The organism is Muricoccus vinaceus (assembly GCF_042433125.1).
Classification (GTDB): Bacteria; Pseudomonadota; Alphaproteobacteria; order Acetobacterales; family Acetobacteraceae; genus Roseomonas; species Roseomonas vinacea.
Genome location: NZ_JBHLVZ010000076.1, coordinates 42,109 through 60,595 on the forward strand (window position 1 = coordinate 42,109; position 18,487 = coordinate 60,595).

General features: G+C 70.6%; 14 protein-coding genes. 10 read left to right on the forward strand and 4 right to left on the reverse strand.

Going from position 1 to position 18,487, the window contains the following annotated elements:
• Positions 1-720 (forward strand): SH3 domain-containing protein, encoded by a 720-nt coding sequence (locus ACFFIC_RS21590; RefSeq protein WP_377054213.1) that lies wholly within the window; start codon positions 1-3, stop codon positions 718-720.
• On the opposite strand, the gene ACFFIC_RS30090 is transcribed toward ACFFIC_RS21590, so the two are convergent.
• A complete protein-coding gene (locus ACFFIC_RS30090; protein ID WP_456306962.1) occupies positions 620-1,477 on the reverse strand; it encodes an Lrp/AsnC ligand binding domain-containing protein in 858 nt (285 codons plus the stop codon). The two genes, ACFFIC_RS21590 and ACFFIC_RS30090, sit on opposite strands and share 101 nt — an antisense overlap.
• Positions 1,478-1,596: 119 nt before the next feature.
• Here ACFFIC_RS30090 and putA point away from each other — a divergent pair, with 119 nt between their 5' ends.
• A complete protein-coding gene (gene putA, locus ACFFIC_RS21600; RefSeq protein WP_377054215.1) occupies positions 1,597-5,247 on the forward strand; it encodes a trifunctional transcriptional regulator/proline dehydrogenase/L-glutamate gamma-semialdehyde dehydrogenase in 3,651 nt (1,216 codons plus the stop codon).
• Between the two features lie 141 nt (positions 5,248-5,388).
• Here the strand turns inward: putA and ACFFIC_RS21605 are convergent, their stop codons facing one another.
• Entirely contained in the window at positions 5,389-6,942 is a 1,554-nt protein-coding gene (locus ACFFIC_RS21605; RefSeq protein WP_377054217.1) for a GGDEF domain-containing protein, read from the reverse strand.
• Positions 6,943-7,114: 172 nt separating this feature from the next.
• Positions 7,115-10,846 (reverse strand): PAS domain S-box protein, encoded by a 3,732-nt coding sequence (locus ACFFIC_RS21610; RefSeq protein ID WP_377054219.1) that lies wholly within the window; start codon positions 10,844-10,846, stop codon positions 7,115-7,117.
• 483 nt (positions 10,847-11,329) lie between these two features.
• On the opposite strand from ACFFIC_RS21610, the gene ACFFIC_RS21615 reads away from it, so the two are divergent.
• The 3 genes from ACFFIC_RS21615 to ACFFIC_RS21625 are packed head-to-tail and all read left to right on the forward strand — an operon-like array spanning position 11,330 to position 13,157.
• Positions 11,330-11,785, forward strand: coding sequence for a type 1 periplasmic-binding domain-containing protein (locus tag ACFFIC_RS21615; RefSeq protein WP_377054221.1), 456 nt, complete (start codon positions 11,330-11,332; stop codon positions 11,783-11,785).
• On the forward strand, positions 11,785-12,756 hold the full coding sequence (locus tag ACFFIC_RS21620; protein ID WP_377054223.1) for a hypothetical protein: 972 nt from the start codon (positions 11,785-11,787) through the stop codon (positions 12,754-12,756). The genes ACFFIC_RS21615 and ACFFIC_RS21620 overlap by 1 nt, the downstream gene beginning before the upstream one ends.
• Positions 12,753-13,157 carry a thiol-disulfide oxidoreductase DCC family protein gene (locus tag ACFFIC_RS21625; RefSeq protein WP_377054225.1) on the forward strand — a complete coding sequence of 135 codons (405 nt, stop codon included), beginning with the start codon at positions 12,753-12,755 and terminating at the stop codon, positions 13,155-13,157. The genes ACFFIC_RS21620 and ACFFIC_RS21625 overlap by 4 nt, the downstream gene beginning before the upstream one ends.
• Positions 13,158-13,245: 88 nt before the next feature.
• Here ACFFIC_RS21625 and ACFFIC_RS21630 read toward each other — a convergent pair whose 3' ends face one another.
• Entirely contained in the window at positions 13,246-14,001 is a 756-nt protein-coding gene (locus ACFFIC_RS21630) for a sulfite exporter TauE/SafE family protein (RefSeq protein WP_377054227.1), read from the reverse strand.
• Between the two features lie 194 nt (positions 14,002-14,195).
• On the opposite strand from ACFFIC_RS21630, the gene ACFFIC_RS21635 reads away from it, so the two are divergent.
• The 5 genes from ACFFIC_RS21635 to ACFFIC_RS21655 all read left to right on the forward strand — a co-directional run bounded on the left by ACFFIC_RS21635 (position 14,196) and on the right by ACFFIC_RS21655 (position 18,240).
• Positions 14,196-15,374, forward strand: a complete 1,179-nt coding sequence (locus tag ACFFIC_RS21635; RefSeq protein WP_377054229.1) for a fumarylacetoacetate hydrolase family protein — start codon at positions 14,196-14,198, stop codon at positions 15,372-15,374.
• Between the two features lie 161 nt (positions 15,375-15,535).
• Positions 15,536-16,585 (forward strand): SAM-dependent methyltransferase, encoded by a 1,050-nt coding sequence (locus tag ACFFIC_RS21640; protein WP_377054231.1) that lies wholly within the window; start codon positions 15,536-15,538, stop codon positions 16,583-16,585.
• A gap of 78 nt (positions 16,586-16,663) precedes the next feature.
• Positions 16,664-17,737 carry an FkbM family methyltransferase gene (locus ACFFIC_RS21645; RefSeq protein WP_377054233.1) on the forward strand — a complete coding sequence of 358 codons (1,074 nt, stop codon included), beginning with the start codon at positions 16,664-16,666 and terminating at the stop codon, positions 17,735-17,737.
• A 120-nt stretch (positions 17,738-17,857) separates the two neighbouring features.
• Positions 17,858-18,010: a response regulator gene (locus ACFFIC_RS21650; RefSeq protein WP_377054235.1), complete on the forward strand. Its 153-nt coding sequence runs from the start codon at positions 17,858-17,860 to the stop codon at positions 18,008-18,010.
• Between the two features lie 23 nt (positions 18,011-18,033).
• Positions 18,034-18,240: a hypothetical protein gene (locus ACFFIC_RS21655; protein ID WP_377054237.1), complete on the forward strand. Its 207-nt coding sequence runs from the start codon at positions 18,034-18,036 to the stop codon at positions 18,238-18,240.
• The last annotated feature ends 247 nt before the right edge of the window (positions 18,241-18,487 follow it).

Below are 18,487 nucleotides of genomic sequence, written 5' to 3' on the forward strand. Positions count from 1 at the left end.
ATGCGCCATTGGCTACTGGCGGGCCTGCTGCTTTTCGGCGGCTGCGAAAGCAAGGCCGCGGAGCGCCCTGCGGACCGGCGTGCAGCGGCCCAGCGGGCAGCCGAGGACACGATCCGGGAAGTGTCGCATGACCCCGTGGCCTTTCGGGCCGTCGTGGCCTTTCAGCAAGCCACGCCGCGTGTTGTGGCGGTCTGCGGACAGGTGCGGATCGGGCCCGCGCCCGGCTCCTTCACGCCCTTCGTCGCGGTGGTCACCTACTGGGACGACGTGAACGAGGGCGGCACCGTCACGCCGATGCTCGCCACCACGGGCGAGGGTGCCACCCGCGTGACGATCGAGGCCGCGAACCGCTGCCGCGAGGGTGGGGGTGCACCGGCCGGTGGGGTCAACCCGCCATCCCCTGCCCGCGACGACGAGATCCTGCGGCGGCAGGAAACGCCGCAGGGGCGGCCAGCCACGCCCTCAGCGCCCGAAACTGGCCCCTCACCTCCTGCGGAGAGGCCCGGCCCTGGCAGCGCGCGCCAGGGCGATACCGTGACGTCGCGCCTGCCCGGCACCCTCCGGAGCAGTCCCGATGGCCGGGGGGCCGCCATCGGCGTGCTGCGGGCCGGCACCGGCGTCACCGTCTACGGGACCGCGCCGGGGGGATGGTACGAAGTGGGAGATGCCTCGGGCCCCACTGGCTGGGTCCATGGCAGCCGGCTGTTCGGGACACCATAGGGACCCACGACCGCCGAATGCGCCGTGCCGGGTGTCTGGGCAAGGACGCGCGGGCCGTGGTGCGGAACACCGGCCGGACCATGCGGCGGGTGGAAGCGGGCTCGGCGGACGCGAGTGCAGGGCTGGTCCGCCGGAACGCCGCACGGGTGTTACGCCGGCCCAGCCCGTCCCTCGCCTGCAAGCACCCGCTCGACGGGCACTCCCAAGGCCAGCGCCACCGGACCGGGTGCCGCTGTTCCAGGCTCCTGCGCCCGCGACGCCGCCGTCCTGCCCCTCCGGCAGGTATCCGCAGAACCCAGAGCGGCAGCGGCCCGTCCGTCTTTACCTCCTCCATCACGGCATAAGTGCGCGTCTCCCGCACGCCGGGCAGGCCGAGCAACACCTTGCCGAGGAAGTCGCGATACGCCGCCATGTCCCGCACCCGCGTCTTCACCAGGTAGTCGAAGCCACCCGCCACCATGTGGCACTCCAGCACCTCGGGGGCGCGGTTCACCGCGGCGGCGAACCGGTCGAAGACATCGGGCGTGGTCTTGTCCAGCAGCACCTCCACGAAAACCAGCAGCCCGAAGCCGAGGCGGTGCGGATCCAGGCGCGCCCCGAAGCCGGTCACCAGCCCCTCCCTCACGAGGCGCCGCATCCGCTCGCTGGTGGCGGTCGGGGAAAGGCCGACGCGTTCGGCCAGTTCGAGGTTGGAGATCCGCCCTTCCCTTTGCAGAACGGAAAGGATCATCCTGTCCAGCCGGTCCGGCTCCTGCATCTTTCCCGGTTTTTCTCCGCTTCCCCGGTGGATCGTGTGGCCGCACCCGTGAGTATTCGATGTTGATCCCCTGCGGGAACCCCTAACCTTCTCGCATCCAGACCGGGATCGCCGCGACGATGAGCACCGACACGCTTTCCGCCCCGACCCTGCCCGGTGCCTTCCTCCGCTTCGAGGAGGACCTCCGGCGCCCGTCCGCGCTTCGCGCCTCCGTCACGGCCGCCTATCGCCGCCCGGAGGAGGAATGCCTGCCCCCGCTGATCGAAGCCGCCGCCCCGACGCCGGCGGAGGAGGCCTCGGCCGGGCCCCTCGCCCGGCGCCTCGTCACCACGCTTCGCACCAAGCGGCGCGGCGGCGGGGTGGAGGCTCTGGTGCAGGAGTTCTCCCTTTCCTCGCAGGAGGGCGTGGCGCTGATGTGCCTGGCCGAGGCCCTGCTGCGCATCCCCGACACCGCGACCCGCGACGCGCTGATCCGGGACAAGATCGGCGGCGGCAACTGGCGTGCCCATCTCGGCCATTCGCCCTCGCTGTTCGTCAACGCCGCCACCTGGGGGCTGGTGGTCACGGGCCGGCTTTCCTCCACGAACAGCGAGGCCGGCCTGGGCTCGGCGCTCACGCGCCTGATCGGGCGCGCCGGAGAGCCGGTCATCCGCCGCGGGGTTGACCTCGCGATGCGCATGATGGGCGAGCAGTTCGTCACGGGCCAGACGATCGAGGAGGCGCTTGCCAACAGCCGCCCGATGGAGGCGAAGGGCTTCCGCTATTCCTACGACATGCTCGGCGAGGCGGCGGCCACGGCGGCGGATGCCGCCCGCTACCTCCGCGACTACGAGCGCGCCATTCACGCGATCGGCCGGGCCTCCGCGGGCCGCGGCATCCAGGGAGGCCCGGGCATCTCGGTCAAGCTTTCCGCCCTGCACCCGCGCTACAGCCGCGCGCAGCGGCCGCGCGTGATGGCGGAACTGCTGCCGCGCCTGGGCGGCCTCGCCGCCCAGGCCCGCCGCTACGACATCGGGCTGAACATCGACGCGGAGGAGGCGGAGCGGCTGGAGCTGTCGCTCGACCTGCTGGAGGCGCTCTGCCACGACGAGCGCCTGGCCGGCTGGAACGGCGTCGGCTTCGTGGTGCAGGCCTACCAGCGCCGGGCGCCCTTCGTGATCGACTGCGTCATCGATCTCGCCCGCCGCACGGGCCGGCGGATGATGCTGCGCCTCGTCAAGGGCGCCTATTGGGACAGCGAGATCAAGCGGGCGCAGGTGGACGGGCTGGAAGGCTTCCCGGTCTTCACCCGCAAGGTCCACACGGACGTCTCCTATCTCGCCTGCGCCCGCCGCCTGCTGGCGGCGCCCGACGCCGTGTTTCCGCAATTCGCCACCCACAACGCCCGCACGGTCGCGGCCATCCACGCCATGGCCGACCCCGCCGCCTGGCACCCCGGCCAGTACGAGTTCCAGTGCCTGCACGGCATGGGCGAGCCGCTCTACGAGGAGGTGGTCGGCCCCGATCGCCTGGACCGCCCCTGCCGCATCTATGCCCCCGTGGGCACGCATGAGACGCTGCTGGCCTATCTCGTCCGCCGGTTGCTGGAGAACGGCGCCAACTCCTCCTTCGTGAACCGCATCCAGGACACCGCCGTGCCGGTGGAGGAGCTGGCGGCGGACCCGGTGGCCGAGGCCGCGCGGCTCGTGCCTCCCGGCCGGCCGCATGACGGCATCGCCCAGCCGCGCGCCCTGTTCGGCGCGGCGCGGCGGAACGCGGCCGGGCTGGATCTGTCGGACGAAGGCCGCCTCACTTCCCTGGCCGCCACGCTGCGGAGGAGCGCCGCACCGCTCCGCGCCGTGCCGCTGCTGGGGAGCGGCGCCGCGGAGGGCGAGCCGCGGGAGGTCCGCAACCCCGCCGACCGGCGCGACCTGGTGGGCCATGTGGTGGAGGCCGGCGACGCCGCGGTGGATGCCGCCCTCGCCCAGGCCGAGGCCGCCGCCCCGGCCTGGGCCGCCACGCCCCCCGCCAGTCGCGCCGCGGTGCTGGAGCGCGCCGCCGACCTGATGGAGGCGCGCATGGACGCGCTGCTCGGCCCCATCGTGCGGGAGGCCGGCAAGTCCATTCCCAACGCGGTGGGCGAGGTGCGCGAGGCCGTGGACTTCCTCCGCTACTATGCCGCCCAGGCGCGCGGCTTCGATGCCGCCAGCCACCGCCCGCTCGGCCCCGTGGCCTGCATCTCGCCCTGGAACTTCCCGCTGGCGATCTTCACCGGCCAGGTGGCGGCCGCGCTCGCTGCGGGGAACCCCGTGCTCGCCAAGCCGGCGGAGGAGGTCCCGCTGATCGCCTCCCTTGCCGTCGGCCTGATGCGCGAGGCCGGGGTGCCGCCCGGCGCCCTCCAGCTCCTGCCCGGCGACGGCCGGGTTGGCGCCCGGCTGGTGGCCGATTCCCGCACGCAGGCCGTCCTGTTCACCGGCTCCACGGATGTCGCGCGCCTGATCCAGCGCCAGCTCGCGAACCGGCTGGGTGCCACGGGCCAGCCCATTCCCCTGATCGCCGAAACAGGCGGCCAGAATGCGCTGGTGGTGGACAGCTCCGCGCTCGCGGAACAGGTGGTGGCCGACGTTCTCGCCTCCGCCTTCGACAGCGCCGGCCAGCGCTGCTCGGCGCTGCGCGTGCTCTGCCTTCAGGAGGACGGGGCGGAGCGCGTGCTGGCCATGCTCAAGGGCGCGCTGGCGGAGCTCTCGCTGGGCGATCCCGGCCGGCTATCCACCGACATCGGCCCCGTTATCACGGAGGAGGCGCGGGCCGGCATCCAGGGCCATGTCGATGCCATGCGCGCGGCCGGCCGCCCCGTGCACGCCCTGCCCCTGCCCGAGGGCTGCCGCCACGGCAGCTTCGTCGCGCCCGCCATCATCGGGATCAACCGCATCGGGGAGCTGGAGCGCGAGGTCTTCGGCCCCGTGCTGCACGTGCTGCGATTCCACCGCGACGAAACGGAGGCGCTGCTGCGCGACATCAACGCCACCGGCTACGGCCTGACCTTTGGCGTGCATTCCCGCATCGACGAGACCATCGGGCGCCTGGCCGCGGCGGCCGGCGCCGGCAACATCTACGTCAACCGCAACCTGATCGGCGCGGTGGTCGGCGTGCAGCCCTTCGGCGGCCACGGCCTGTCCGGCACCGGCCCCAAGGCGGGCGGGCCGCTCTACCTGCGCCGCCTGCTCGCGGCCGCCCCGGCCGAGCCACCCCTGCCCGCCACCCGGCCGCTTGCGGCACTGGGAAGCCTTGTGGACTGGCTGCGCCGCCAGGAGATGGGCGGGCTGGCCGAGCGCTGCGCGCGGCAGGGCGCGGCGGCGCGGCCCGGGCTGGAGATGGAACTGCCCGGCCCCGTGGGCGAGCGGAACCTCTATGCCCTGCACCCCCGCGGCACCGTCCTGTGCCGGGCAACAACGCCGGAGGGCCTCATCCTGCAGCTCGCCGCCTGCCTCGCCACCGGCAACCGGGCCCTTCTCGCCGCCTCGGCGGCGATCCCGGACGGGCTTCCCCCCGGCATCGCCGCCCGCATCGCCGCGGAAGGCGGGCTTCACGGCTTCGATGCCGTCCTGTTCGAGGGCACGCCGCAGGATCTCCTGGATCAGATCCGGTCGGTCGCCGCGATGAATGGTCCGATCCGCCCGGTGATCACCGCGCGGGACGGCCTTTATCCGCTGGACATGCTGGCCGCCGAGCGCTCGACCAGCACCAACACCGCGGCCGCCGGAGGCAATGCGAGCCTGATGAGCCTGTGATCCCGGGTCCCGGATCCCAGGCCGGCGATCCCCTGGCGGTGCGCCCGAGGCGCAACACCGGGACGCGGAGCCCGTGGATGTCCGGGCGGGGAACCGGGCCCTCCCCGGCCGTTCGCCAGCGGGCGTGAGAGGCCGTGGCCGTCAGGCGACCTTCCGCGCGGTGCCACCCAGGATGCAGACACGGTTTCGTCCACCGCGCTTGGCCTCGTACAGGGCGCGATCGGCCTCCTCGACGAGCACGGCCGGTTCCTGGCCGATCTGCGGCTGGGCGGTGGCCATCCCGATGCTCGCGGTGACCCAGCCGGATGGGCTGCCGTCATGCGGCATCTTCCGGGCCTCGAGGGCACAGCGGATGCGCTCGGCGATGTTCCAGGCGCCCAGCATGTCCGTATCCGGCAGGAGAACGGCGAACTCCTCCCCGCCATAGCGGGCGCCGGTATCGGCGGGGCGGAGCAGGGCCGCGCGGATGCAGCCGGCGATCCGGCGCAGCACCTCGTCGCCCTGCTGGTGGCCGTAGAGGTCGTTATACGCCTTGAAGCAGTCGGCATCGACCAGCAGCAGCGAGAAGGAGGTGCCGTTGCGGATGGCGCGGCGCCATTCCTTCGCCAGCACCGCATCGAACTGCCTGCGGTTGGCCAGGCCCGTCAGGCTATCGGTCGCGGCCATGACCGCGAGGCGCTCGGCGGCGGAGGTGAGCGCGCTCTCGGCGGCCAGGCGGCGCAGCATCTCGCGCTGGAACAGCAGGCAGAGCGCGATGGTCGCGCCGCAGAGCAACACCAGGATCGAGCCCAGGCGCTCCATCTTGCGCCACCAGGCGGCGTGGATGTCGGCGGTGGACAGGCCGACGGTGAGCAGCAGAGGAAAGTCGCCCACGCGGCGGAAGGTGTAGAGGCGCTCCACCCCGTCGATGGGCGAATGGCCGACGAACTGCCCGTCGCGGCCGGATGCCATGCGGCGAAAGGTGTCGGTGTCGCCGACGTCGCGCTCCGGCTGCCGCTCACCGCCCGGCAGGCGCGCGACGACGACGCCGTCGGTGCGCACCAGGGCGACCAGGCCTTCCGAGCCGAGGTTGAGCTTGCCGAAAAGGTCCTGGAAAAAGGCCAGGCGCAGGGCGCCCATGATCACGCCCTCGAAGCGCCCGTCCGCCCCCGTGAGGCGGCGGCTGATCGCGATGCTGGGATCCCCGCTGCGCAGGCGGCTCTGGTAGGGGCGGCTGATGAAGAGACCGGCATCCGGTTGATCCCGGTGGATGCGGAAGTAGTCGCGGTCGGCCACGTTGATCGGAGCGCGGCCGAGCGTGCGGGAACTCGCCACAACGGCGCCGTCGGGATCGAGCACCAGGATGGAGCCCAGGTATTCGGCCGTCGCGGCGCGGTCAAACAGCGCCATGTACCGGACCTGCGGCGTCGCCTGGTCGAGCCCGGGCAGATGCAGGGCGCCGGCGGTGCCCTGCAAGGAAAGGTCAAAACTCAGCAGGTTGCGCGCGATGTCCTGCTCAAGCGCGCGGGCCAGGTTCAGCGAGGCTTCCTTGGCCTGGCGCCACGCATCCGCCCGCGCGTCGAGCAGCACGAGGCCGGCGAGCGCCAGCATGCCCAGCGCCACGCCCATGCCCACCACCGCCAGCACGCGCACGGTCGAGACCGAGCTCCAGCTGCGGAACGGAAGCCGCTTCAGCGCCGTGATCGCGATCCGCATGCTTCAACCTCCCGGAGCTCCGCTCGGCCACTGCGCTCGGCGCCATCAGCCGGGTTTACCAGCGGTTTCGTCACGGGGAAGTGAGGTTTTGTAGGGCGGCACGGGGCGGTTCGGGCGGCGAGCCCGCATGGCGACCAAGGATCACCCGCACCTGCCGGATGGAGGGCTTATCTCATGTTCCGGAGGCGCTCGCGCCCGCGATGATGGCCCTGATCCGGCTGGCCAGCGCCTCCATGGTGAAAGGCTTGGTCAGCACGTGCATGCCCGCATCCAGCCTTCCGTCGAGCACGGCATTCTCGGCATAGCCGGTGATGAACAGCACGCGCAGGCCGGGCCGGGTGACGCGCGCGGCATCGGCCATCTGGCGGCCGTTTATGCCGCCGGGCAGGCCGACATCGGTGACCAGCAGGTCGATCCGCGCTGCCGAGCGCAGGAGGGCCAGGCCGGCCATGCCGTCGGCCGCCTCGATGGCCGTGTAGCCCAGCCCCTCCAGCACCTCCTTCACCAGCATCCGCACGGTGGGCTCGTCGTCCACCACCAGCACCGTCTCTCCCGCAGTCGCGCGCGGCGCATCCGTGAACTCGGGAGGCGCCTCCGCCACGGCGGCGCCGTGATGGCGCGGCAGGTACAGGCACATGGTCGTGCCCTGGCCGACCTCGGAGCAGATGTGGACCTGCCCGCCCGACTGGCGGACAAAGCCGTAGATCATGGAAAGCCCTAGGCCGGTTCCCTGCCCGAGGGGCTTGGTGGTGAAGAAGGGATCAAAGGCACGGGCGATCACCTCGGGCGGCATGCCCGTGCCGGTGTCGGTGACGCAGAGGCCGATATACTGCCCGGGCGGCAGGTCGCGCTCGCCCGCCGCGTGCTCGTCCATCCACTTGTTCGCTGTCTTGATGGTGATGCGGCCGCCATCGGGCATGGCGTCGCGTGCGTTGATGCAAAGGTTCAGCAAGGCGTTCTCGAGCTGCGGCGGATCCACCAGGGTGGGCCAGAGGCCGTCGGCGAGCGCCACCTCGATGTGGATGCCGGGGCCGGCGGTGCGGCGGACCAGGTCCTCCATGCCCGTCACCAGCCGGTTCACGTCCGTGGGCCTCGGATCCAGCGTCTGCTGGCGCGAGAAGGCCAGCAGCCGGTGGGTCAGCGCCGCCGCGCGTCGGGAGGCGCCCTGGGCCGCGCCGATATAGCGGTCCACATCCTTCATCCGGCCCTGCGCCATGCGGGTCTGCAGCAGTTCCAGGCTGCCGATGATGCCGGTGAGGAGATTGTTGAAGTCGTGCGCCAGGCCGCCCGTGAGCTGGCCCACCGCCTCCATCTTCTGGCTCTGGCGCAGCACGTCCTCGGTTTTGCGCAGCGCGGCCTGCGCCTCCTTCTCGGGCGTCACGTCGCGGCCATAGGCGTAGATGAGGTCGTCCTCGGCGGAGGTGTGCCAGGCGATCCAGCGCGGCGTGCCGTCCACGTGGCGGTAGCGGTTCTCGAAGTTCGTCAGGTCGCGGCTGGAGGCGGCCTCCTCCAGCCCGCCCTGGGTGTGCAGCGCGTCCTCCGGCCAGACGAAATCCAGGAAGCTGCGGCCCACCACGTCGGCGGGCGCGTGGCCGAGGATGGCCGTCCAGGCCGGGTTGACGGCCCGGAAGATCCCATCGGCCCCGACCACCGTGAGCAGGTCGCGCGAGTTGCGCCAGACCCGGTCGCGCTCGGCGGTGCGCTGGGCGACCTGCTGCTCCAGCGAGGCCGCGAGGTGGCGCAGGTCGTTCTCGGCGCGGCGCCGCTCGATCGCCGAGCGGGTGCGCTCGGCGGCATCGCGCATGAAGCCGATCTCCTTCTCCGTCCATGCCCGTGGCCTGGCATCGGCGACGAAGAACGTGGCGACCAGGCGCCCCTGCTCCACGAGCGGCAGGTTCACGAGCGAGCGGACCGCGATCGCCTCCAGTGCGGCGGCCCTGGCGGTGGTCCGGGGGTCCTGCCGCGTGTCCTCGGTGACCACCGTCCTCCCCTGGCGGAGGTCGTCCACGTAGGAGCCGTAGTCGCGCATCCCGTGCCGCCCGGCGATGGGGGGGATGCCGGGCATGGTCCAGTCCCGCTCCAGCGCGAGAACCTCGCCTTCCGGCTCGAAGGTGCCGTAGCCGGCGCGCGCGGCTCCCATGGCGACGCCCATCACCTCGGCCGCCACGAGGGACATGGCGGCGGGGTCCTGCATGTCGCGCAGGCGGTCGTCGAGGTTCAGCAGGGCGAGGCGCCGCGCCTCCGCCGACTGGCGCTCCGTGACCTCGGTGAAGATCACGCCGAAGCGGTCGCCCGCCAGCGCGAAGATGTGCCCCTCGTACCAGCGGGCGAGCGAGCCGACCGGGCGGCTGAAGGCCGCAGGCACGCCGGTTTCGACCACCGCGGCCATCTCGTCGATCCAGGCGTCCTCGATTCCCGGGAACAGCTCGCGCACCGTCCGGCCGGCAGCCTGCTCGGAGGGGATGCCGACCTGGATGCCCCAGGCCGGGTTCACCTCCAGGTAGCGCCAGTCCGTCACGCGGCCGGCGGCGTCGCGCACCAGCTCCCCGGTGATCAGGCCTTCCTGGAGGCGCTCGAAAATGCCGCGCCAGTGCGCCTCGCTCCGCGCCAGCGCGTCCTGGGCGGCGCGCTCCTCGGTGATGTCCTGGGCGACGCCCACGAAGCGGACGGGACGGCCATCGGCGTCGTGCTCCATCTCGCCCCGGCGCGAGATCCAGCGCAGCTCCCCCGTATCGGCTCGGCGGATGCGGTAGCGGACGTCGCGGATCGCGATGCCCTGGCGGCGGCTGGCGGCGCGGGACACCAGGGCGGCATCCTCGGGGATCACCAGCCGCTCGAACTCCTCGGCGGGGATGCTTTCGCGCTCGGCCACGCCGTAGAGGCGGCAGAACTCCGGGGTCGCGTGGAGGATGGCGTCCTCCACGCCCACCGTGAACACGCCGACCCGCCCGGCCTCCTGCGCGCGGCGCAGGCGCGCCTCCGCCGCGCGCAGCGCCTCGGCGGCCTCGTGCTGCTCCGTCCGGTCGCGGAGCACCTTGACGAAGCCGACGGCTTCGCCGGCATGGGCGCGGAGCGCCATCATGGCGCCGTTGGCCCAGAAGCGCCGGCCGTCCTTGCGGAGGTGCCAGCGCTCGTCATTGCCCCGGCCGGTTTCCAGCGCGCAGCGCATCTCCGTCGCCATGCGGCCGGCCATCCGGTCCTCTGCCGTGAAGAAGCGCTCGGCGGTCTGGCCGATCATCTCGTCGGCGGTCCAGCCCAGCACGTTCTCGGCGCCCGCGTTCCAGCCGTTCACGCGGCCATCCAGGTCGGTGGTGATGATGGCGTAGTCGATGACGCTGTTCAGCGTCTGGCTCTGCAGCGCGCCGGCGCGGGCACGCTCGGCCAGGGCCTCGTCGCGCTCGTCGATCGCGCGGCGCAGCGCGATCTCCGTGCTGACCTGGGCGGCCAGGGTCTTGAGAACGAAGCGCTGCCGCTCGTCGAGGCCGTCCTCGTGGGGCTTGTTGTCGATCACGCAGAGGGCGCCGATGGGCAGGCCCTCGGCCTCGATCGGCATGCCCGCGTAGAAGCGGATGCCCGACGGCCTCGTGACAAGGGGATTGCTGGCGAAGCGGGAGTCCCGGGTCGCGTCGGGAATGACCAGCCCGTCCGGCTCCAGCATGGCCTGGGGGCAGAAGGCGATGTCGCGCGGCATGTCGGGCAGGCCGATGCCGAGCTGCGCCTTGGCCCATTGCCGGTGCTCGGCCACCAGATGGATGCCGGCCATCGGCATGCCCAGCAGTTCGGCCGCCATCCGCGCGAGGTCGTCGAAGCTTCGCTCGGGCGGCGTGTCCAGCAGGCGGGTGCGGCCGAGGGCGGCGAGGCGTTCCGGCTCGGTCCAGCCCCGGTTCCGCAGCGGATCGCTCATCGGTTGGGAGTTCCGCCGCCTGCCGCGTCTAACCTGGTGAGGTGGTGCGATGCGGATGCTACGGACACGGCGGCCAAGTCGCTGGAAGGCATGGCCGGGCATAGCAGGCGCCGGGGCCGGCGGGAAACCTTTGCTCCCCCTGCGCTCCCCCTGCGCGCGCACGGCGGCGCGAGGCCTGAGCGCAGGATCGGGGCGCTTCCTCCGGGCGCGTGCGTCCTCGGCCCAGCCCGGCCTGCTTCCCGGAAGTTGGTTGGGCGGCGGAACTCGAACTGGCCGGCGATACCGGCCGCGAGTGACCTTCCTTGCAGCACATCGCCGCGCGAGGCCTCCTCACGCGCCGCTATAATCGATTTTGATTAAAGATATGAAATTTTAGACTCTGGTTGATCCATGTTAATCCGGCGAATGGGGCGAAGGCGGAGTGTCGGGCGGAAATATAACACGCAGCCAAGTTTAGCTCGGCGCTGGAGAGGACGTGGCCTGGTGCCAGATGCGGTGCAAATCATTCGCCGGACGCTGCTATCCGGCTTTATCCTGATGGTGCTGGGCACGCAGACGGTTGCCGGCTTCTCGCATACCGACCGGTGGTTTCCCTTTCTCTGGTATCCCATGTACGCCGCCCATCATGAGGAGGGGGAGCGCCTGGATGTCCGGCACTTCCTTTACGCCGTGGCAGGCGAAGGCCGGGAATACGAGATCCGGCCGGAGGACCTGCAGATGGGTTTCTGGCGGTTCGAAGGCGCGGTCATTAACTCGGTGTTATCCAGAAAGATCGACCGGTCCAACGAGGTAATCAGGAGGGTGCTTGACCTGCACCCCGATGCGATCGCGCTGCGGGTGCAGGACTATCCAGCCGCAATCACCCGCAACGGCATCAAACCCCTGCCCTCAAACGTGATCGCTGTTGTGCCCGTGCCTCAGCAAGGAGCTTCGTTCTGATGCAGGGTTTCGCACCGCGTGCGCGGCGGGCTTGGGCGAAATACTGGTTCCGCCCAGCAGCCCTTTTCGACATCGCCGCGCTCCGCGTCCTCGCGGTGGGCCTGCAACTCGGGCTCCTGCTGCTCGACCCCCGCTACAACCTCGCTTCCCTGAAGGTCATCGCGGCGCTCCCCTCCTCGCTCTACTGGCCACTTCCGGTTGTCCACCTCTTGTCGCTGCCCTTTGGCGGCGCTTACGCCCTGTCGCTGGGCACCATGCAGTCTGTGCAGGTCGTGACCATGTGCGCGGGCTTCCTGGCCCTGATCGGTCTTTTCACCAATGCCAGCCTGCTTGTCTTTGCCCTGGGATGCACCCTCCTCCAGGGCTGGGCCTGTTCCTTCGACGACATCCATCATCCGGAGGCGGTGATGATGGTGGCACTGGGCGCGCTGGCGCTCGGCCCCTCGGGCAAGCTGCTGTCGGTGGACAGCTGGCTTTCGCGCAAGTTCCGAAAAGCGCCGGCCGTCGACATGCTGAGCGCCACCAGCCCCGAGGCACGCTGGCCCGTTCTGCTGATCCAATGGTTCTTCGCGTTGATGTACCTGTCGGCGTTCTACGCAAAGCTCGTCGTCGGGGAGGGGCAGTGGTTCAATGGATACTCGCTGCAATTCTATCTCGCAGTGGACGGACTTCGCTGGGGCAGCGACCTGGCGGTCTGGCTGGCCCAGTTTCACTGGATCGTCTTTCTTTCCTCCCTGGCGGTCTTCTTTTTCCAGGGGACGTTCTTCGTTTCAATGCTGTATCCCCGGTTGAAATGGTTCTATGTGCCCTTCGGCATGTCTCTTCACGTGGGGATTTATGTCCTGCTTCGCGCCCCGTTTTTCCAATGGGCCGTCCTTTACGCCGTCTTCGTGCCCTGGGGAGAGCTGTTGAAGCAGCTGCGCCTCATGCGCCGCGGAACGCCGGTGGCCGGAGCATTCGACGCCACATGACCGATGAAACAGGCAGGGCGGATTCCCTGACGGTTGTTTATGACGGCGAGTGCCCCTTTTGCACCCGTTTCGTCGAGCTTTACCGAATCCGCGAGAATGTCGGGAAGGTGGTGCTGACCGACGCGCGGGACCATCCGGAACTTGTTGCTGGCTTCCGGCAGCAGGGTTTCGAGATCAACGACGGAATGGTGGTTCTATGGCAGGGGCGAACGTATTACGGGGTCGATGCCATGCAATTGCTCTCCATGCTCGGCACGGAGGGCGGTTCCTTCGCGGCGTTGAACCGCCTGCTTTTCCGCAACAAGCGTGTTGCCGGCGCGGTTTATCCCTGGCTCGTGCGGGGGCGTAAGATGACGCTCCGGCTTCTCGGGCGCGACCTGATCGACGCGCCAGGGCACTGACCAGCGGGGCTGGCTGTTCCACCCTGCGCCGCTTCCCTGAGTGAAGACGGGGCGGGACCGCCACCTGCCCGGCGACGGTCCCCCGCCCCTAGCGCCAGGCCCGCCAGAAGAAGACCGCCGTCATGACCGTGCTGAACAGGATCACGAAGCCGCGGAGCACGCGGTCGGGCATGCGGCTGGCCAGGCGGGCGCCGGCATAGCCGCCCCCGATGGCCGCCACCAGCATGGCCAGGGTCTCGGGCCACCAGATCGGGCCGGCGACGACGAAGCAGAGGACGGCGACGAGGTTGGCGGCGCTGACCAGCAGGGTGCGGAGCGCGCTCATGGCCTTGATGTCGATCTCGCCCAGCATGCCCCAGACGGCCATCATCATGATGCCCACCCCGCCGCCGAAGTATCCGGCATAAACCGAGAGCATGATCTGGGCGGCGAGCACCGGGCCGCGCCCGATCCGCACCTTGCGCCGCAGGGCCGCGCCCAGGGGGCGGCCGAGGGCGAAGGCCAGCGTGCCCGTCAGCAGCAGCCATGGCAGCACGCCGTCGAAGGCGCGCTGGGGCGTGGCCAGCAGCAGCAACGCCCCGCCCAGCCCGCCCGCGAGGCTGATCAGCAGAAGGGTGCTGAGCGGAATGCCCTGGAGGGTCTTGTAGTCGTGACGCCAGGCCCAGGCGCTGGTCAGCGTGCCCGGCAGGAGGGCAACGGTGGAGGAGGCGTTTGCGGCGACGGAGGGGAGGCCGACGAAGACCATGGCGGGGATGGTGACGAAGGAGCCACCACCGGCCGCGGCGTTGAGCGCCCCCGCCAGGAAGCCGGCGGCCAGCATGATGAGGGCGGTTTCGATGGTCATGCGCGGCGCATTCCGGACGGTTCCTTGATCGGCTTTCTTGCCCCACCCCTGGCATGAACTGCCCCCGTGGCGAAGGGGGGCGGGTGGACGGCGGGCGGGCGGGCGTCACAATGCCGCCCAGGCGGTGGCGGCGGGACGAATCATCCCGTCCGCACAGAACAAGGCCCGGCCGCCGGCCCGAGGAGGAACGGCCCATGCCGCGCGTTGTTCTCGACCCTGCCCAGGTCCTGCCCTCCGACTGGCGGGAGGCCACGCTGGTGGGCCGCGTCTGGCGGCCGGAGCTGGAGGGGCCTTCCGTGGTGGCGCTGCGCGGGGAGGACGCCATCGACGTGACGGCGCGCTTCCCCACCGTGTCCGCGCTCTGCGAGGAGGCCGATCCCGCGGGGGCGCTGAAGAATGCCGCCGGCGAGCGGGTGGGCGCCATCGCGGAGATCCTGGCCAACACGCCGCCCGACCGGCGCGACCATGCGCGGCCCTGGCTGCTGGCCCCGGTGGACCTGCAGGCGATCAAGGCCGCGGGCGTGACCTTTGCCGTGTCCATGCTGGAGCGGGTGATTGAGGAGCGCGCGCGCGGCGATTCCGGTGCGGCCGCCGCCATCCGCGAGGAGGTGGTGCGGCTCGTGGGGGACGACCTGTCGCGCCTTCGCCCCGGCTCGGCCGAGGCCATGCGGCTGAAGGAGGTGCTGGTCGCCCAGGGGGCCTGGAGCCAGTACCTGGAGGTGGGCATCGGCCCGGACGCGGAGATCTTCACCAAGGCGCCGCCCATGTCGGCCGTGGGGACAGGCATGGATGCGGGGCTGCACCCGGCGTCCTCCTGGAACAACCCCGAGCCGGAGGTGGCGCTGGCCGTGTCCTCGCGCGGGCGGATCGTGGGCGCCATGCTGGGAAACGACGTGAACCTGCGCGACGTGGAGGGCCGCTCCGCGCTGCTGCTGGGCAAGGCCAAGGACAACAACGCCGCCTGCGTGCTGGGCCCCTTCCTGCGGCTGTTCGACGGTGCCTTCTCGCTGGACGACATCCGCCAGACCACGGTGACGCTGGTGGTGGAGGGGGAGGATGGCTTCCGGATGGAGGGGTCCTCCTCCATCGCGCGGATCAGCCGCGACCCGGAGGACCTCGTTTCCCAGATGATCGGACCCCACCACCAGTATCCGGACGGTGCCGTGCTGTTCCTGGGCACCATGTTCGCGCCGGTGGAGGACCGCGGCGCGCCGGGCAAGGGCTTCACCCATGCGCAGGATGACCTGGTGGTGATCGCGGCCCCGGGGCTGGGCGCGTTGGTCAACCGGATGCGGCCCACCAATGCCTGCGAGCCCTGGACCTTCGGCACCGCCGCGCTGATGCGCTCCTTGGCGCGGCGGGGCGTCCTCTGAAGGACGCGCACGCGAAAGGAGGAACGGTCGCCATCCCCGCCAGATTCTGCGGGACAGGGCAGTCCTGGTCTTGCTAACACCACCCCGGTAACACGAAATCGTGATCCATCGGCCTCTCGCCACGGGGTCCGGTGGAGACTGCGGAACCGGAGTGGATGTGCATGGTGAGTGCGGAAGCGGCGGCCTGGGCCCTGCGGCTTTTCGTGGGGCGTGAGCCCACCGATCCGGCGGAGGTGGAGTTCCACCGGGGCCATCCCGACCTGCAATCGCTTCGCCAGTCCTTTGCGGCGACGGTGGAGTTCCAGGACTTCCTCCAGCGTTCCGTGCTGCCGCCCCCGACCTACGCCATGCCGGCTTTCTTGCTGCGCCATCCGGAGAACCCGGCGATCCCCGTGGTGTTCGAGGAGCCGACGCTGGCGCGGCCCGTGTCGCAGCTCTGCACCGCCTCGCAGTTCGACGAGCCGGAGTTCCGCACCTGGTGCAGCGCGCTGGACCTGACGCCGGACAAGCACCGCAAGGTCTGGGAGTTCTGCTACGTGGCCGCCGTGATGTGGGCGGCGGGCGTGCTGGAGCCAGGCAACCGGGCGCTCGGCTTCGGCTGCGGCACGGAGCCGGTGCCGGCGCTGCTGGCGCGGCTGGGGCTGGATGTGCTGGCGACCGACGCGCCGCAGGGTATCGTCGCGGGGCAAGCCGGAGATCCCGCCCATCAGCACACGGGCGGGCTGTTCAACCTGGAGAAGCCCACCATCCTGGACCGCGCGACCTTCCTGGAGCGCGTGACGTTCCGGCCGGTGGACATGAACGCCATTCCCGCCGACCTCGGGGGCTTCGACGTTTGCTGGTCGTCGGGTGCCTCCGGGCACCTGGGTTCCATCCAGCACGGACTGGACTTCTTCGAGAACAGCCTGGCGGCGCTGAAGCCGGGCGGGCTGGCCGTCCACACCACCGAGTTCAACCTTCAATCCAACGACGACACCCACGAGGACACGGCGGTCTCGCTGTTCCGCAAGCGCGACATCGAGGCGCTGCTGGGCCGGCTGGCGGATGCGGGGCATGAGGTCTGGCCGCTGAACCTGCACCCGGGCACGACGCCGATGGACGAGTTCATCGACTTGCCGCCCTACTCGCTGCCGCACCTGAAGCTCCGGGCGGCACGCCATGTCCTGACCTCGATCGGGTTGGTTGTGCGCAAGCGTGCGGAGCAGGTTTGACGAAGGCATGCCCGGCAGGTGCCTGCCCGAGCGGATGGCTGGGCGCCGGGTGTTCGAGGCTGGATCGGAGTTGATGGCATGGTGAGTGCGGAAGCGGCGGCCTGGGCCCTGCGGCTTTTCGTCGGGCGCGAGCCCCATGATCAAGCGGAGGTGGAGTTCCACCGGGGCCATCCCGACATCGGATCGCTCCGCCGGTCCTTTGCCGGCACGGTCGAGTTCCAGGATTTTCTCGCAAGTTCGGTGCAGGCGTCGTCCGGTGCGGATCAACCCGCGGCGGCGATGTCCGAGATGGCCAGGCTGCTCCGTGCGATGGAAGCACGCCTGGCGGCCATGGAGGAGGCGAGCCACGGCGCCCGCTCCACCTACATGGGCGATGGGCTGGTGCTGACGAAGGCCGTGGTGCACGGGGCGCAGATCGCGTTCCTGGTGGAGGCGGGAGACCGGCTGCTCAGCCCCTGGTTCATCGTTTCCGGACGGTACGAGACAGAGCTGACCGACTTCTTCGTCAACATCCTGCGGCCCGATGACCGATGCCTCGATGTTGGCGCGAACTTCGGCTACTTCACCTGCCTCTTTGCCCGCTTCGCGCCGTCCGGCCAGGTGATCGGGGTGGAGCCGGACCCACGGGTTTTCGCGATCGCGCGGGACAACGTTCACATCAACGGCTTCGGGGCGATCGCGGGAATGCGAAACGCGGCGGCCTGCGAGAGCGAGCGCGAGCTGACGCTGCATCGGCGGGTCGGCCGGTCTGGCAACACGAGCATTGCGCAGGTCCCACGCAGCTTCACCGAACTCCTGGGCGAGCCGCCGACCGAGAGCTTCCGCGTGGCCGGCATCACGATCGACCGGCTGGCGGAGGAGATGGGTGGCCGGGTGGACGTGATGAAGGTGGATGTGGAGGGGGCGGAGCCGCTGGTCTTCGCCGGCGCAGCGCGGACCATCGCGGCCAACCCGGCCATCCAGATCGCGATGGAGTGGTCGCCCGGCCAGATCAGCGCGGCGGGCTTCGACGTCGGGAAGTTCGTGGACGACCTGAGCGGGCTGGGACTTGGCCTGCACGGACTGGAGCCGGGCCGGCCGCGGTTCAGCCGGGAAGCGCTGCTCAACCTCCCCTATGCCACGGGCATCCTGCTGACGCAGCGGCCGCGCTGAGCTGGCCTCCCGGGCAGGGGCCAATCGGCGACGGGGAATGGCGGCCCGGACGACCGGTCCCTCCCGGGGCACGCCCTGGCTCCCGGAAGGCCGGGCGGGGCCGGGTGCGAGGAAACGGCCATGTGCGACGTGCTGCTGCTGGAGGACAATCCGGACGCGCTGGAGCGCGTGCGGATGGCGCTGGAATTGCGCGGCCACGTCGTGCGGATCTCGTGGAAGCCGGACCGCACGCTTCGCTGCCTCGGGCCGGAGGGTCCTGCGAGCCGCTTGTGACCGGCAGCGACCTGGGACGGACCATGAAGGCCTTCGCCCTCGTGGACGAGGCGCGTCGGATCCGGCCGGAACTGCCGGAAACCGACCACAGCGGGAACGAGCAAGTACCGCCTGGGCGCGTGCTCGGCGCAAACGAGCGCAGTCCTGAAAAGCCCTTCTGCCGCCAGGCGCAGTCCGAATCGCCGGGCGAGCGGAGCCTGCGCGGCAGCGGAGCGTCGCTTCCACCATAAGGAGCAAGCCTGACGGCGGGCCCGTGGCGAGTCGCAGGGCTTTACAGCACACGATCCGGACGCGCGTCCTGATACCAGTATCATTTTGTTTTCACGACTGAACTTTTTTTGGCACGGAGGTTGCTGTTTGAGAGGCCTCAGGCGGTTTGCCCAGGCGCCTGCGATGAATCGTCAACCTGCGGCTGACCGAGGACCAAATTGATGCGCAAGTTACTTCTGGCGACGGCGGCCGTTCTGGCGCTGGGTG

Bases quoted from the DNA above. Each gene is read 5' to 3' on its own strand.
- ACFFIC_RS21590 (WP_377054213.1), top strand. From the start codon at position 1: ATGCGCCATTGGCTACTGGCGGGCCTGCTGCTTTTCGGCGGCTGCGAA.
- ACFFIC_RS30090 (WP_456306962.1), bottom strand. From the start codon at position 1,477: ATGCAGGAGCCGGACCGGCTGGACAGGATGATCCTTTCCGTTCTGCAA.
- putA (WP_377054215.1), top strand. From the start codon at position 1,597: ATGAGCACCGACACGCTTTCCGCCCCGACCCTGCCCGGTGCCTTCCTC.
- ACFFIC_RS21605 (WP_377054217.1), bottom strand. From the start codon at position 6,942: ATGCGGATCGCGATCACGGCGCTGAAGCGGCTTCCGTTCCGCAGCTGG.
- ACFFIC_RS21610 (WP_377054219.1), bottom strand. From the start codon at position 10,846: ATGAGCGATCCGCTGCGGAACCGGGGCTGGACCGAGCCGGAACGCCTC.
- ACFFIC_RS21620 (WP_377054223.1), top strand. From the start codon at position 11,785: ATGCAGGGTTTCGCACCGCGTGCGCGGCGGGCTTGGGCGAAATACTGG.
- ACFFIC_RS21625 (WP_377054225.1), top strand. From the start codon at position 12,753: ATGACCGATGAAACAGGCAGGGCGGATTCCCTGACGGTTGTTTATGAC.
- ACFFIC_RS21630 (WP_377054227.1), bottom strand. From the start codon at position 14,001: ATGACCATCGAAACCGCCCTCATCATGCTGGCCGCCGGCTTCCTGGCG.
- ACFFIC_RS21635 (WP_377054229.1), top strand. From the start codon at position 14,196: ATGCCGCGCGTTGTTCTCGACCCTGCCCAGGTCCTGCCCTCCGACTGG.
- ACFFIC_RS21640 (WP_377054231.1), top strand. From the start codon at position 15,536: ATGGTGAGTGCGGAAGCGGCGGCCTGGGCCCTGCGGCTTTTCGTGGGG.
- ACFFIC_RS21645 (WP_377054233.1), top strand. From the start codon at position 16,664: ATGGTGAGTGCGGAAGCGGCGGCCTGGGCCCTGCGGCTTTTCGTCGGG.
- ACFFIC_RS21650 (WP_377054235.1), top strand. From the start codon at position 17,858: ATGTGCGACGTGCTGCTGCTGGAGGACAATCCGGACGCGCTGGAGCGC.
- ACFFIC_RS21655 (WP_377054237.1), top strand. From the start codon at position 18,034: ATGAAGGCCTTCGCCCTCGTGGACGAGGCGCGTCGGATCCGGCCGGAA.